Origin of the sequence: Mesorhizobium sp. M4B.F.Ca.ET.017.02.2.1, from assembly GCF_003998955.1 — a bacterium.
Classification (GTDB): Bacteria; Pseudomonadota; Alphaproteobacteria; order Rhizobiales; family Rhizobiaceae; genus Mesorhizobium; species Mesorhizobium abyssinicae.
Genome location: NZ_RZOF01000152.1, coordinates 1 through 13,450 on the forward strand (window position 1 = coordinate 1; position 13,450 = coordinate 13,450).

14 protein-coding genes are annotated in these 13,450 nt (G+C 63.7%); 10 read left to right on the forward strand and 4 right to left on the reverse strand.

Annotated features, from left to right (window positions below; all coding sequences use genetic code 11):
• Nucleotides 1-840 (forward strand): aldehyde dehydrogenase family protein (locus tag EN738_RS18680; RefSeq protein WP_127284980.1); only part of this gene is annotated, 840 nt, incomplete at its 5' end.
• Nucleotides 841-847: 7 nt separating this feature from the next.
• On the opposite strand, the gene EN738_RS18685 is transcribed toward EN738_RS18680, so the two are convergent.
• Nucleotides 848-1,414, reverse strand: a complete 567-nt coding sequence (locus EN738_RS18685; RefSeq protein WP_127284981.1) for a TetR/AcrR family transcriptional regulator — start codon at nucleotides 1,412-1,414, stop codon at nucleotides 848-850.
• Between the two features lie 103 nt (nucleotides 1,415-1,517).
• Between EN738_RS18685 and EN738_RS18690 the strand changes: the two genes are divergently transcribed.
• Both EN738_RS18690 and EN738_RS18695 read left to right on the forward strand, forming a co-directional pair.
• On the forward strand, nucleotides 1,518-2,333 hold the full coding sequence (locus tag EN738_RS18690) for an oxidoreductase (RefSeq protein ID WP_127284982.1): 816 nt from the start codon (nucleotides 1,518-1,520) through the stop codon (nucleotides 2,331-2,333).
• 66 nt (nucleotides 2,334-2,399) lie between these two features.
• Complete coding sequence (locus EN738_RS18695) at nucleotides 2,400-3,401, forward strand: NADP-dependent oxidoreductase (protein ID WP_127284983.1); 1,002 nt, start codon at nucleotides 2,400-2,402, stop codon at nucleotides 3,399-3,401.
• A gap of 40 nt (nucleotides 3,402-3,441) precedes the next feature.
• Here EN738_RS18695 and EN738_RS18700 read toward each other — a convergent pair whose 3' ends face one another.
• A complete protein-coding gene (locus tag EN738_RS18700) occupies nucleotides 3,442-4,332 on the reverse strand; it encodes a LysR family transcriptional regulator (protein ID WP_127284984.1) in 891 nt (296 codons plus the stop codon).
• Between the two features lie 207 nt (nucleotides 4,333-4,539).
• Between EN738_RS18700 and EN738_RS18705 the strand changes: the two genes are divergently transcribed.
• Nucleotides 4,540-5,466 carry a DMT family transporter gene (locus EN738_RS18705; protein ID WP_127284985.1) on the forward strand — a complete coding sequence of 309 codons (927 nt, stop codon included), beginning with the start codon at nucleotides 4,540-4,542 and terminating at the stop codon, nucleotides 5,464-5,466.
• A gap of 68 nt (nucleotides 5,467-5,534) precedes the next feature.
• Nucleotides 5,535-6,260, forward strand: coding sequence for a haloacid dehalogenase type II (locus tag EN738_RS18710; RefSeq protein WP_127284986.1), 726 nt, complete (start codon nucleotides 5,535-5,537; stop codon nucleotides 6,258-6,260).
• A gap of 123 nt (nucleotides 6,261-6,383) precedes the next feature.
• Here EN738_RS18710 and EN738_RS18715 read toward each other — a convergent pair whose 3' ends face one another.
• Nucleotides 6,384-7,532, reverse strand: a complete 1,149-nt coding sequence (locus EN738_RS18715; protein WP_127284987.1) for an amidohydrolase — start codon at nucleotides 7,530-7,532, stop codon at nucleotides 6,384-6,386.
• A 96-nt stretch (nucleotides 7,533-7,628) separates the two neighbouring features.
• Nucleotides 7,629-8,084, reverse strand: a complete 456-nt coding sequence (locus EN738_RS18720; RefSeq protein WP_127284988.1) for a hypothetical protein — start codon at nucleotides 8,082-8,084, stop codon at nucleotides 7,629-7,631.
• A 274-nt stretch (nucleotides 8,085-8,358) separates the two neighbouring features.
• Here EN738_RS18720 and EN738_RS18725 point away from each other — a divergent pair, with 274 nt between their 5' ends.
• From EN738_RS18725 to EN738_RS18745, 5 genes are all read left to right on the forward strand, one after another.
• A complete protein-coding gene (locus EN738_RS18725) occupies nucleotides 8,359-9,219 on the forward strand; it encodes a xanthine dehydrogenase family protein subunit M (protein WP_127284989.1) in 861 nt (286 codons plus the stop codon).
• Complete coding sequence (locus EN738_RS18730; protein ID WP_127284990.1) at nucleotides 9,219-9,695, forward strand: (2Fe-2S)-binding protein; 477 nt, start codon at nucleotides 9,219-9,221, stop codon at nucleotides 9,693-9,695. The genes EN738_RS18725 and EN738_RS18730 overlap by 1 nt, the downstream gene beginning before the upstream one ends.
• Before the next feature lies 1 nt (nucleotide 9,696).
• Nucleotides 9,697-11,961: a xanthine dehydrogenase family protein molybdopterin-binding subunit gene (locus EN738_RS18735; protein WP_127284991.1), complete on the forward strand. Its 2,265-nt coding sequence runs from the start codon at nucleotides 9,697-9,699 to the stop codon at nucleotides 11,959-11,961.
• 171 nt (nucleotides 11,962-12,132) lie between these two features.
• The gene (locus EN738_RS18740; protein ID WP_127284992.1) at nucleotides 12,133-12,378 is read left to right on the forward strand and encodes a MoaD/ThiS family protein; all 246 of its coding nucleotides are present in this window, start codon (nucleotides 12,133-12,135) and stop codon (nucleotides 12,376-12,378) included.
• Between the two features lie 394 nt (nucleotides 12,379-12,772).
• On the forward strand, nucleotides 12,773-13,438 hold the full coding sequence (locus EN738_RS18745) for a hypothetical protein (protein WP_127284993.1): 666 nt from the start codon (nucleotides 12,773-12,775) through the stop codon (nucleotides 13,436-13,438).
• The last annotated feature ends 12 nt before the right edge of the window (nucleotides 13,439-13,450 follow it).

Below are 13,450 nucleotides of genomic sequence, written 5' to 3' on the forward strand. Positions count from 1 at the left end.
GTCACCGGCCGCGGCGCGGTGGCCGGCGAGGCGCTCGGCCTGCACATGGATGTCGATGCCATCGCCTTCACCGGTTCCGGTCCGGTCGGCCGCCGCTTGCTCGACTATTCGGCGCGCTCCAACCTGAAGCGCGTCTTCCTCGAGCTCGGCGGCAAGTCGCCCAACATCGTCTTTGCCGACGCGCCGGACCTGAAGCAGGCAGCGACCGTGTCGGCCAACGGCATCTTCCGCAATTCCGGCCAGGTCTGCGTCGCCGGTTCCCGCCTGCTCGTCCAGGCGTCGATCTACGATCGCTTCATGGATGAGCTCCTCAAGGCAACCGCCAGGCTGAAGGTCGGCGATCCGCTCGATCTCGGCACCGACATCGGCGCGGTGTCGAGCGCCGAGCAACTCGACAAGAACCTCGGTTTCGTCACCAAGGCGGCGGAGGAGGGCGCCCGCCTCATCACCGGCGGCGAGCGCATCCTGGCCGAGACCGGCGGCAGCTACATGGCGCCGACCATCTTCGAGAACGTGACGCGGGACATGCAAATCGCCCGCGAGGAAGTGTTCGGGCCCGTGCTCGGCGTCATGCGCTTCGACACCGAGGAGGAGGCGGTGAGCCTTGCCAACTCCACCGTCTACGGGCTGGCTTCCGCCGTGTGGACATCGAACCTGTCGACCGCGCACCGCATGGTGCGCGCCATCAATGCCGGCGTCGTCCATGTCAACACCTATGGCGGCGCCGACATCACCGTGCCGCTCGGCGGCGTCAAGCAGTCCGGCTTCGGCCGCGACAAGTCGCTGCACGCCGTCGAGAAATACACCGACCTGAAGACCGCCTGGATCGCGCTCGGCTGACGGCGGTCTAACTCTGCTGGATCAGTGTCCGCGCCGCATCCGCTCCCGCCGAAAGGATGCGATCCGACAACTCCGTGCCTTCGACCGCGCGGGCCAGTTGCAGCGCGCCGATGAGCGTCGCAAAGACGCCCAGCGCCACGCCTTCCGGATCCTTGCCCGGCGGCAAGGTGGCGGACACCTGGCTCACCAGTGACAGGAAGCGCTCGGTATAGACCTGGCGGGTTTCAGGCGGCTGGCGCGCGATCTCCGGCAGCAGCGCGGCGGACGCGCAGCCCTTGTCCGGATTGTCCCGATGCGCGGCCGACAGATATGCCCCTATGGCCATTTCGGGACCGCCCGAAGCCAACAACTCCTGCATTTGCTGCGACTGGGTATCGAGGGCCGCCGCCACGCTTTCGCGGACAAGTTCCGCCTTCGACTGAAAGTGCGGATAGAAGGCGCCGTTCGTCAGTCCGGCGTCGCTCATGATGGTCGCCAGTCCGGACGCGGCGATGCCGTCGCTTCGAAAGCGTTCGGCGGCGACTTCCATGATCCGGCCGCGTGAGGCGTCCTTCCGGCCCTTTTCATAGCGCATGGCTGCACGTCCTTTCGGCTATTGCATTATGATCATAATGTGATATTATACCCGTAATTTAATGGGCTGGAAAGAGCCGGCCTTGGTAATCTTGGAGTATGACATGAGCGCGAATTCCGGAAAGACCGCTATCGTGACCGGAGCCTCGTCGGGCATCGGCTGGGCCAGCGCCGAGGCCTTGGCCCAGGCGGGGTTCACCGTTTTCGGGACGAGCCGCCGCGCGGCCGGCAACGGCCCGGAAGGGGTGACCATGCTGGCCTGCGACGTGACCGACGGCGATGCCGTCGCGGCGCTCGTATCGACGGTGCTCTCGCGCACCGGCCGGATCGACGTGCTGGTCAACAATGCCGGCGTCGGCATGCTTGGCGGCGCCGAGGAATTCTCGATCGCGCAGGTACAGAGCTTGTTCGACGTCAATCTGTTTGGCGTCGTGCGTATGACCAACGCGGTATTGCCGTCGATGCGGCGGCATGGCGAAGGGCGCATCATCAACATCGGCTCGATATTGGGTCTCGTGCCGGCGCCGTATTCGGCCCACTATTCGGCGGCCAAGCACGCGATCGAGGGCTATTCGGAATCGCTCGATCACGAGGTTCGTGCCTTCAACATTCGCGTCTCCGTCATCGAGCCGGCATTCGTGCGCACCGTCTTCGACCAGAACGGGATCGAGCCGGATTCCCCGTTGCAGGAATATGATCGGGCGCGCGCCGGGGTCGACGCCCTGCTTCGCGATGTGATGCCGAAGGCCGACCGGCCGGAGGTGGTGGCGGATGTGATCGTCAAGGCCGCGACCGATGCCCGGCCGCGGCGGCGCTACACCGCCGGCAAGGCCGCGCGGCAGGTCAGCATGCTGCGCCGCTTTGTCCCCGCCGAGATGTTCGACAAGAGCTTGCGCAAGCAGTTCCGCTTGCCGGTCTGAACAGGCGCAGGGCAGGGGGATGCTCACCGTGCGGCACACCAAAACCACTTTCAGGAAGTTACTGCCATGAAGGCATTCGTTGTCGACAAATATAACAAGAAGGGCATCCTGCGGCTGGCCGAGATGCCGGAGCCGAAGCTCGGGGACAGCGATGTCCTGGTCGAGATCCATGCGGCGGCGGTGAACCTTCTCGATTCCAAGGTCAGGACCGGAGAGTTCAAGCTCATCCTGCCCTATAGCCGGCCCTTCATCCTCGGCCACGACGTGGCCGGCAAGGTCATCCGCGTGGGATCGAAAGTTCGCAGGTTCAAACCCGGCGACGAGGTCTATGCGCGGCCGCGCGATGGGCGGATCGGGGCATTCGCCGAGTTCATCGCCATCGATGAAGCCGACGTCGCCTTGAAGCCCAGCAATCTCAGCATGGAGGAGGCGGCCTCGATCCCCCTGGTCGGTCTGACCGCCTGGCAGGTGCTCGTTGAAAGGGCAAAGCTGAGCAAAGGACAGAAGGTCTTCATCCAGGCCGGCTCCGGCGGCGTCGGCATATTCGCGATCCAGCTGGCAAAGCATCTCGGCGCGACCGTTGCGACGACGGCGAGCGCAACAAGCGCTGCCCTGGTCAAGGGCCTCGGCGCCGATGTCGTCGTCGACTACCGGAAAGACGACTTCGAAAAAATCCTGTCGGGCTACGATATCGTCGTGAACAGCCAGGACGCCCAAACGCTCGAAAAGTCGCTCACTGTGCTCAAACCCGGCGGCAAGCTCATCTCGATCTCCGGCCCGCCGGATCCCGAATTCGCCAGGGAAAAGGGGTTGAACCTGGTGCTGAGGACGCTTCTGCGCCTTCTAAGCCGCGCCATTCGGTCCAAAGCCAGGCGCCGTGGCGTGAGCTTCTCGTTCCTGTTCATGTGGGCGCAGGGCGACCAGTTGGGCAAGATCACCGCCCTCATCGAATCCGGCGCGATCCGCCCGGTTGTCGATCGGATCTTTCCCTTCGAAGCGACCAACGAGGCTCTGGCCTACGTCGAAACGGGACGCGCCAAGGGCAAGGTCGTCATCAAGGTCAGATAGCGGCATCCCGGGCGTGCGCGGCTTTTGCAGCGCGATGCGCTCAGACGGCGATTTGAAGCGTCCCGTAGCGCTTTACTTCGGCCTCGATCTCCCTGACCAGCGTCTCCAGCGCGGGGTTTCGGGGGCTGCGCGCGCGCCTGACAATATAAGCCAGGTCTGGAGGCTTGGGGAATTTGTGGTCGACTATCTCCATATCGGGCTGCAGGTGCCGCTGACTCAAGAGTGCGACGCCGAGCCCCGCGGTCACGCCTGCAATGATCCCGGCTGCGCTGGAGCATTCGAACACGGTCTCGAACACCGTGCCCTCGTCCTGCCCGACGTCCATGCCCCAGCGCCGGAAGAAGCAGTCTTCATCGAAGGACAGGAATGGGACCGGCTTCCCGTTCGACAGAGCCAGGTCGCGCGATTTCACCCAATGCAGCGTCTCGCGAAACAGGAGGATATCGGCGGGCCGGACCTCGTGCTGGAACACCTGGATGATGGCGGCATCAAGAGCTCCTTGGCTGAGCTGCTCCTGCAGGACGAGGCTCATGCGCACATGCGTGCGGACGCTCACCTCCGGGTAGAGCCGGCGAAACCGGCCAAGAATGCGCGAAAGGTCCGTGCAGGTCGTATCCTCGGTCATTCCCAGCGCAATCTTGCCCTGCAACGTGCTTTTCGACAGGCTCAGGACCGCCTCGTCATGGATGCCCAGAATGCGCCGCGCATAACCAAGCAAATCCAGTCCGGCCGTGGTAAACATCGGCGCGTTTGCCTTCCGAGCGAGGATTTCGCAGTCGAGGCTCGCTTCCAGTCTCCTGATCTTGTGGCTGACCGCCGACTGCGACAAGCCGAGGATCTCGGCAGCGCGCGTGACGCCGCCATGCTTCTCGATCGCGACCAGTGCGCGCAAGGCGTCGACATCCAGGCGGCGGCTCATCACTCCAGCCATGACAATCCTCAATCGAAACCAATGCGATACGCCGATTTCTGATCCGCCGACGCTTTTCAGGCAAGCCGATATGCTGATTCCGCGGCTATTTCATGATCGTATCGAAATTTGTCATGTGCAAACGTGCGTGCTTGTCGCCAATAGTCAGCGCCAAAATTGGCCGTGATCCGCTTCTCGGAGCTACGGGCGCCTGACCAAAGAGATCCCATGACCCTCCTGCACAGCAAAGCCCATCGCCTCGTGTGGCCAATGATGGCGACGGCCCTGGTGGTAAGCTGGAGTTCTGGCTTCGTCGGCATCCGCTACGCCAGCGAGAATGCCGATGTCATGCTGGTCCTGTTCTGGCGGACCCTGATGTCGGGATTGATTCTCTTGCCATTTGCTCTGCTGATCGGGCCGCGCATAGGCGCACGTGCCCTGGTCGAGCAGATGGTCTTCGGCGTGGCGATGATGTTCCTCTATCTGGGCGGATTCGCGCTTGCCATCGGTCAGCGCGTGCCGACCGGCCTTGTCGCGCTGATTTCCGATCTTGTCCCTCTCGCGATCGCAGCCTTGTCGCAGCCGGTTCTGGGGCAGCGATTGACCGGGCGACAATGGATCGGAACGGCTCTCGGAGTGACAGGCGTGCTCGTCGTCTCGCTGGACAGCCTGAGCCTCGGGACGGCCCCGGCCTGGGCCTATGTGTTGACAGTCGCTTCCATGATGGTTCTGGCGCTGGCAACGGTGGTGCAGAAGCGGATGGGGACGATCAATATGCCCATCCATCAGAGCCTGTGCGTTCAATGCCTGACGGCGGCGATCCTTTTCGCCGCCTGCGCCGAAAGGAATGGCGGGCTGATGCCGCCCCTCGATGCCCGATTCGGGTTTGGCATCGCCTGGCTGGTGCTGTTTTCGACCTTCTTTTGCTACAGCACCTATTATGTGAGCCTGCGCCTCTACACGGCCTCGCAAGTCAGCAGTGTGATCTATCTCAGCCCACCGGTGACGATGCTCTGGGGCTGGTCGATGTTCGGCGAGCCGCTTTCGACGGCGATGTTCGTTGGCCTTGTGGTGACACTGTTCGGTGTCTGGTTCACGTCGTCGCGCAGCGCAGCGTGGAAGGACCTGGAGCTCGGTCAGCAGCATATCGGATGATCAGTCGATGACGGCTCGTGCGATCACGCCAGCGTCGATCCAATCATGGACATCAAGGAGGTGAACCTATGAAGCTCACGGATTTCAAAGCCCTGACCTTCGATTGCTACGGCACGCTTATAGACTGGGAATCCGGCATGATCGACGGCCTGAAGCCGTTGACCGAACGGGCTGGCCGCCGCTTGAGCCGGAACGAGATTCTGGAGGCGCACGCCCGGCACGAATCCAGTCAGCAGAAATGGACACCGGGGAAACGCTACCGCGATCTCCTGCCGATCGTTTACAAGCGACTTGCGGAGGAATGGGGTGTCATCGTCACCCGCGAGGAATGTGTGGCGTATGGCGAAAGCGTGAAGGATTGGCCGGCTTTTAGCGACTCCGCACAGGCCTTGCAGTATCTCAAAAGACATTTCAAGCTGGTCATCCTCTCCAACGTCGACAACAAGAGCTTTTCGTTTAGCAACAAGAAGCTCGGCGTGGATTTCGATGCGATCTATACGGCGGAAGATATCGGCTCCTACAAGCCTTCCGACCGGAACTTCGACTATATGCTCGAAAAGCTCGGGACAATCGGGCTTGAGAAGCGACAGATACTGCACACGGCGGAAAGCATGTTCCACGATCACGCTCCCGCCAACCGGTTCGGCCTGACATCGTGCTGGATCTATCGCCGGCATGCGGATCAGGGCTTCGGTGCCACGATGAACCCCGGCGACGTACCGACGGTGGATTTCCGCTTCGACAGCATGGCCGATCTGGTGAAGGCGCATGCTGAAGAATTGCGGCGTGGCTGATAGCTGAGCCGGCGGGCCGCTATTGCGTGACACCGCGCCCGCAGAAGCGGTCGTTCGACAATGTCCAATTTTGACCAAGGCCGTCGTTCGTTATGACCCGCAAAGGCCACGCCGCCAGCCTCTTCACCCCAGCAAATTGCGCGCCGTGCGCATGAAGATCCTCGATCCGATCGGGATCAGGTCGTCCGGAAAATCATAGTCCGGATTGTGCAGCGCCGGGTAGCGCTCGCCGGCGCCGAGGAAGAACATCGCCGACTTGGCGCTGTGGCCGAACAGGCCGAAATCCTCCGAGGCGCGCATCGGCAGGGCTTCTTCGCCATGCACGACGATCTCTTCGTCGAGGGCGCGGCGCAGGTGCTCCACCGCATCGGGCGCGTTGATGCTGGCGACGAAGATCTCGTGGTAGTCGGAGCTTACGGCCAGGCCATGCCGGCCGGCGATTTCCGCGGCCAGCGCTTCCGCCGCGGCGCAGAGATCCGCCATGCGCTCGTCGCGCCGGGTGCGCAGCGTCGCCCAGACCTCTGCATGAGCGGGCGCGATGCCGAACACGGCTTCGCCCATCGCGGCATGGGTGACGGTCACCATCGAAAAATCGTCGTCGGCGAAGCTGCCGCGCCCGAGCGCCGGCAGCGCCGGCATCAGCTCGCTGATCGCCAGCATCGGCGAGACGCCGGTCTCGGGCATCGACGAATGCGCGGTCTTGCCCTCCAGCACGATGCGCATGCCGCGCGAGGCGCAGTTGACCACGCCGGACTTGAGCCGCACCTCGCCGAACGGCACGCCGGGCAGATTGTGCAGCGAGAAGGCGAAATCCGGCGCGATCTCGCCGAAGCGCGGATCGGCGACGACGCCGGCCGCGCCATTGCCGGTCTCTTCCGCCGGCTGGAACATCAGCACGACGCGGCCGCTTGCCGGCCGCTCGCGCCCGAGCTGACGGCCGAGCGCGGCCAGGATCGCGGTGTGTCCGTCATGGCCGCACATATGCGACTTGCCCGGCACCTGCGAGGCATGCGGCACGCCGGAGAGTTCCTCGATCGGCAGCGCATCGAGTTCGGAGCGGAACAGCACCGTCGGGCCGGCCCGGCCGCTGTCGTAGACCGCCGCGACGCCGTGCCCGCCCAGTCCGGTCAGCACCTTGTCCGGCCCCGTATCGGCGAGGAAGGAGACGACTTCCTTTGCCGTTTTCTCCTCCTCGTTCGAAATCTCCGGCTGCCGGTGCAGCTTGCGCCGCCACGCGGTCAGCTCGACAATATCCCGATTGGTCAGGGTCATGCTTCTTGGCCTCCGATGACGACTTGCTAGCGACAAATGGCCGTGCCCGCCACGGCCAAGGTCCGGGCTTGGGCGGGCCAGGCCTTGCCACCGGCCTTACTTCACCCGGTTGGGGCACAGCGCCTTGAACTGCTCCAGCGTATAGTCGTAGCCGGAAGCGCCGGAGCCATCGAGCACCACATTGTCATCAATCGATGTGATCAGATAGTCCGTCGTCACATCGGTGCCCTCATTGCGGCCCTGGAACAGCATGTTGGCGCCATTGAAGGTGGTGAACTTGCCGGTCTTGCAGTTGGCGGTGATCTCGAAGTGCAGGGGCGACTTCATTTCCGCGTCGATGCAATCCTTGGAGAAATCGTGGCCATATTCACGGCACAAGACGCCCGCCTTCCGCCTGTTGTGTTTGGCCAGGATGCTGGCGTGCGTGGAGCCGATGCCCGTCTTTTTCACGATGGTGAGTTCCATTCCCACCCTGGCGCCGTAGGCTATCGTACTCGCCTGCGCCGCTGTCGCCAGGATCAAGGCGGGCAGAACAACCACCAGATGTCGCATGGAAACTCCTCTCTTTGACCGAGAGGTTTCACGCCGGCGATCGTCGGGTCAAGCCCCTGCGGGGGCTCGTCGTTTCCCAGCAACGCCGAGCCGCACTATCTTGTCGTCTGGCGCAATTTCCGGGCCGCTGACGGCCCGTCCGGACTGGCGTAAGCCTGTTTGGGACTGCATTTTGCGGCGCCTGGCCCAATCGCCGCCAATGCGGAAGAGGATGGCCATTATGAGGAGACCCTTTATAACGGTCGCTGAGATTTGCCATATCCAAGGGGAGACGATGCGTTACATACGTCCGCTTTCAATCGAAGATGCCGTTGGCCAGTTGGCCGGATCGGCCGGCACAGCCGCCATCCTCGCCGGCGGCAGCGACCTGCTGGTGAGGATGAAGGGCGGCTTCGTCGAACCCGACCTGATCGTCGACATCAAGGCCATCGAAGGCCTGAGCGAGATCCGCGAAACCGCCGACGGCTTCAGCATCGGCGCCGCGGTGCCCTGCGCCGTGCTGGGCGAGAGCGCTTCGCTCAAGAAGGCCTGGCCGGGCGTCGTCGAGGCGGCGAACCTCATCGGCTCCAAGCAGGTGCAGGGACGCTGCACCATCGTCGGCAACCTCTGCAACGCCTCGCCGGCCGCCGACAGCGTGCCGGCGCTGGTGGCTGCCGGCGCGAAGGCCGTGGTCGTCGGACCTTCGGGCAAGCGCACGATTGCCGTCGAGGCCGTGCCGACAGGACCTGGCCGAACCTCGCTCGCCAAGGGCGAGATCATCGAGGCGATCCTGCTCGACAGGCGGGCGCCGCGCTCGGGCGATGCCTATCTGCGCTTCATTCCGCGCACCGAGATGGACATCGCCGTGGTCAGCGCCGGCGTCAACCTGGCGCTCGACGAGCAAGGCGTCGTCAAATCGGCCCGCGTGGCGCTGGGCGCTGCGGCGCCGACGGTGCTTTTGGTCGAGGAGGCCGCCGAGGCCCTAATTGGCAGGAAGCTTGACGAGGCGGCGCTCGAGCGGCTGGCCAAGGTCTGCGCGGGGGCCTGCCGCCCCATCGACGACAAGCGGGGCACCATCGAGTTCAGACGGAAAGTTGCGGGCGTGCTGGCCAGGAGAGCCGCCACGACCGCCTATGCGCGTGCAGGAGGCAAGTGATGGCTGGCGTAGCGGTTTCAACGACAATCAACGGCGACACGACAGAATATCTTTGCCAGCCGGACGAGACGCTGCTCGACGTGCTGCGCGACCGGCTGGGTCTCACCGGCGCCAAGGAAGGCTGCGGCACCGGCGACTGCGGCGCCTGCTCGATCATCCTCGACGACCGGCTGGTCTGCTCCTGCCTGGTGCTGGGCGCGGAAGCCGAAGGCCGGCGCATCGAGACCGTCGAAGGCATGGCGCATGGCGAAAAGCTGCATCCGCTGCAGCAGAAATTCCTCGAGCACGCCGCCCTGCAATGCGGCATCTGCACGCCGGGTTTCCTGATCGCCGCGAAAGACCTGTTGGCGAAAAACCCCGACCCGACCGAGGAGGAGATCCGCTTCGGCCTTGCCGGGAACCTCTGCCGCTGCACCGGCTATGACAAGATCGTGCGCGCCGTCCAGGACGCGGCAAACGTGATGAAGGGAGCCTGAGATGAATTTCGATCCGCGCTATTCCGGACGCAATTTCTCGTCCGTCGGCACGCGCCCCATCCGCCCCGACGGCGTCGACAAGGTGACCGGCCGCGCCCGCTACGGCGCCGACTTCAACATGGCCGGCCAGCTCGTCGGGCGTGTTCTGCGCAGCCCGCACGCCCACGCGGTCATCAGGAAGATCGACACCTCGAAGGCGGAGAAGCTCGCCGGCGTCAAGGCGGTGATCACCGCGAAAGACCTGCCCGACCTCACCGATGGCGATGCCGGCATGTACGACATCCTCGACAACTGCATGGCGCGCGCCAAGGCGCTCTATGACGGCCATGCGGTGGCCGCGGTCGCCGCGGTCGATGCGCGCACCGCCAGGCAGGCGCTGAAGCTGATCGAGGTCGACTACGAGGTGCTGCCGCATGTCACCGATGTCGACGAGGCGATGAAGCACGGCGCGCCGCTGATCAATGACACGATCTTCACCGAGGGCCTCGAGGAAAAACCGGTAAAGCCGTCCAACGTCACCAAGCGCAGCCAGTTTGGCCATGGCGACGTCCACCAGGGTTTCGGCCACGCCGACTTCATCGTCGAGCGCTCCTTCAAGACCGAGCAGACGCACCAGGGCTATATCGAGCCGCACGCCTGCGTGGCGAGCGTGTCGTCCGACGGCACCGCCGACCTCTGGGTCTGCACGCAGGGCCATTTCGTCTATCGCCAGCACTGCGCGCAACTGCTTGGCATGGAAGCCTCGAAGCTGCGCGTCACCTCCTCCGAGATCGGCGGCGGCTTCGGCGGCAAGACCCATGTCTGGGCCGAGCCGGTGGCGCTTGCCTTGTCCAGAAAGGCCGGACGGCCGGTGAAGCTGGTGATGACCCGCGACGAGGTTTTCCGCGCCTCCGGCCCGACCAGCGCCACCTCGATCGACGTCAGAATAGGCGCCAGGAAGGACGGCACCATCACCGCCGCCGAGGCGACGCTGCGCTACACGAGCGGCCCCTATGCCGGCACGTGGGCCGAGATCGGCGCCATGACCGCGTTCGCCTGCTACAAGCTCGAGAACGTCAAGACCGTCGGCTACGAGGTGCTGGTCAACCGGCCGAAGACCGCCGCCTATCGCGCGCCTTCCGCGCCGATGGCGGCCTTCGCGGTGGAAAGCGCCGTCGACGAGCTCGCCAAGGAGGTCGGCATCGACCCGGTCGAGTTCCGCATCAGGAACGCCGCGCAGGAAGGCACGCGCTCGTCCTACGGTCCGGTCTACGGCCCGATCGGCATCGGGCCTACTCTTGAGGCAGCGAAGAACCATCCGCACATGAAGGCGCCGCTGAAGGAAAACCAGGGCAGGGGCATGGCCTGCGGCTTCTGGTTCAACTTCGGCGGCCAGACCTGCACCGACCTGAACATCGGCATGGACGGCTCGGTCTCGCTCGCCGTCGGCACCGTCGACGTCGGCGGCTCCCGCGCCTCGCTGTCGCTGGTGGCGGCGGAGGAGCTCGGCATCGACTATAGCCAGGTCAAGGCGATCGTCGCCGACACGTCGAGCCTTGGTTACAACGACATGACCGACGGCAGCCGCGGCACCTTCTCCTCCTCGATGGCGACCATCTCGGCCGCCCGCAACGCGATAAAAATCCTGCGCGAGCGCGCCGCGCAGATGTGGGACATCTCGGTCGACGACGTCGCCTGGGAACAGGGCCATGCGGTCGCCAAGGGCGAGAAGCACGGCAATCTCGGAAAACTGTCGCTGAAGGAGATCGCCGCCAGGTCGGGCACGACCGGCGGGCCGATCGCCGGCCACAGCGAGCTCGTCGCCGACGGCGCCGGCGTCTCCTTCGCCACCCATATCTGCGACATCGAGGTCGACCCCGAGACCGGCTTCACCAAAGTGATCCGCTACACGGTGGTGCAGGATGCCGGCAAGGCGGTGCACCCGACCTATGTCGAGGGCCAGTACCAGGGCGGCGCCGCGCAAGGCATCGGCTGGGCGCTCAACGAGGAGTATATCTACGGCAAGGACGGCCGGCTGCAGAACGCCGGCTTCCTCGACTACCGCATCCCGGTCTGCTCCGACCTGCCGATGATCGACACGCAGATCCTCGAGATCCCCAACCCGAACCACCCCTATGGCGTGCGCGGCGTCGGCGAAACCTCGATCGTGCCGCCGCTGGCAGCGATCGCCAACGCGGTCTCGAACGCCGCCGGCGTGCGCATGACCCACATCCCGATGTCGCCGCCGCGCATCCTCGCGGCGATCGAGGCTGAGCGGGAAGGGTGAGAGGTATCCAACGCTGGAGATAAGGTGTGTTGAGATTCAGGTCAGGCCGAGTCGAGAAGGATGGCTCCCGAGAACCGGAGCGGAGCGTACTTGAAGTACGTGAGCACCGGAAGCGCAGGAAGCCGTCGTTCGCAGGCCGGCCTCACCTGAATATCGACACAGCTTAAGGCGATGGTCGAAGTCACGCTTTGGGGCGCCCTCGGCCAGATCGCCGGGGGCAAGAGCAAGGTCGAGGTCGAGGCCAAGGACATCAGGGAGCTGTTCCGCAAGCTGGCGGAACAGTATCCTGGCATCGAGCCCTGGATTGATCGCGGGATCGCGGTGGCGATCGATGGGACGATCTATCGGGATACGTGGAGTAAGGAGCTGCCGCCGGGGGCGGAGATATTTCTGCTGCCGCGGTTGGCGGGGGGGTGAGTGGACAATGGGATCACAACGTCCATATCCAGAGCCCGCTACGATGCAGGCTCGATAGTGCCGCTTTTCTGTGCCCGCGCGTGATCAGGAGCTTCCGTTCGCTAATGTCCGATTCTGACCCGAAGCCCACGTCCATCCTACGGCCGCTTGCGTTGGGCCGCATCAGAAGCTGATGGTCTCAGTATACAGCCGGTGCGAGACAGCATGTGTGCCGCCCTTCACAAAGAGGTACAAGAGCGACACCAATCGGAACTCGTGCATCTGTTTCTGGTCCAAGAGACGAACCGAGGACGCACAAATCGGCCCAAGCCAACAGGATTCCGGCTTGTGGCCCGGGTATTTGTCTGACATGTTCCCCGTTTCGGAGTTTCTCATCGGTCTATGGGGCGTAAGGATGGCAAAGGACTCTTCGAGTGCCGCTTCTTCGGCAAATAAAGCGGACGCAAATCTGTTAGGCAACGTAAGCGAAAACGGGCTGAACTTCATGGCCGCCCAAAGCCGCGAGGGCGGGGCCGGCGGTGACGCTCCAGGTGTCGACAAGATACGCGATCTTTTGTTCGGCAACCAGATGCAGGACTATGACCGCCGCTTCTCCAAGCTTGAAGAGCGGTTCCTGCAGCGCTTCAAGGATGTCGAATCCGAAGCCAAGCGCAATCTTGAAACCTACGAGTCAAATGCGAAGAAGCAGGTTGACTCGCTGGCGACGCAGTTGCGGAACGAAAAAGATGCGCGAGCCGAGGCCGACAAGGAGATCGACCGCAATCTTCGCGATCAGAATCAGGCGCTTGAAAAGCAGGTGCGCGCGTTGTCTGATCAATTGAGCGAGCTCGAGCGCGAAATAGCGGATCGCATGAACAGAAGCGACCATTTGCTGCGCGAGGAAATCAAGCAAAAGAACGAAAGCGCTCAAATGCTGATGGAGAAGATCTTTTCCGATCTCAGCAACGTCAAGACCGACCGAAATCTTTTGGCCGGCCTGTTTGTCGAGGTCGCAAAATGTCTGAATCAGGATCCCGTTGGCAGCAAGAGCAACTCGGAGCGTAGCTGGAAAGCGAGTTGATCGGAACTTGAC

Excerpts from the sequence above, each read along its gene's own strand:
- EN738_RS18710 (WP_127284986.1), top strand. The coding sequence starts at position 5,535 with ATGAAGCTCACGGATTTCAAAGCCCTGACCTTCGATTGCTACGGCACG.
- EN738_RS18695 (WP_127284983.1), top strand. The coding sequence starts at position 2,400 with ATGAAGGCATTCGTTGTCGACAAATATAACAAGAAGGGCATCCTGCGG.
- EN738_RS18720 (WP_127284988.1), bottom strand. The coding sequence starts at position 8,084 with ATGCGACATCTGGTGGTTGTTCTGCCCGCCTTGATCCTGGCGACAGCG.
- EN738_RS18690 (WP_127284982.1), top strand. The coding sequence starts at position 1,518 with ATGAGCGCGAATTCCGGAAAGACCGCTATCGTGACCGGAGCCTCGTCG.
- EN738_RS18740 (WP_127284992.1), top strand. The coding sequence starts at position 12,133 with ATGGTCGAAGTCACGCTTTGGGGCGCCCTCGGCCAGATCGCCGGGGGC.
- EN738_RS18705 (WP_127284985.1), top strand. The coding sequence starts at position 4,540 with ATGACCCTCCTGCACAGCAAAGCCCATCGCCTCGTGTGGCCAATGATG.
- EN738_RS18685 (WP_127284981.1), bottom strand. The coding sequence starts at position 1,414 with ATGCGCTATGAAAAGGGCCGGAAGGACGCCTCACGCGGCCGGATCATG.
- EN738_RS18715 (WP_127284987.1), bottom strand. The coding sequence starts at position 7,532 with ATGACCCTGACCAATCGGGATATTGTCGAGCTGACCGCGTGGCGGCGC.
- EN738_RS18745 (WP_127284993.1), top strand. The coding sequence starts at position 12,773 with ATGGCAAAGGACTCTTCGAGTGCCGCTTCTTCGGCAAATAAAGCGGAC.
- EN738_RS18730 (WP_127284990.1), top strand. The coding sequence starts at position 9,219 with ATGGCTGGCGTAGCGGTTTCAACGACAATCAACGGCGACACGACAGAA.
- EN738_RS18725 (WP_127284989.1), top strand. The coding sequence starts at position 8,359 with ATGCGTTACATACGTCCGCTTTCAATCGAAGATGCCGTTGGCCAGTTG.
- EN738_RS18700 (WP_127284984.1), bottom strand. The coding sequence starts at position 4,332 with ATGGCTGGAGTGATGAGCCGCCGCCTGGATGTCGACGCCTTGCGCGCA.
- EN738_RS18735 (WP_127284991.1), top strand. The coding sequence starts at position 9,697 with ATGAATTTCGATCCGCGCTATTCCGGACGCAATTTCTCGTCCGTCGGC.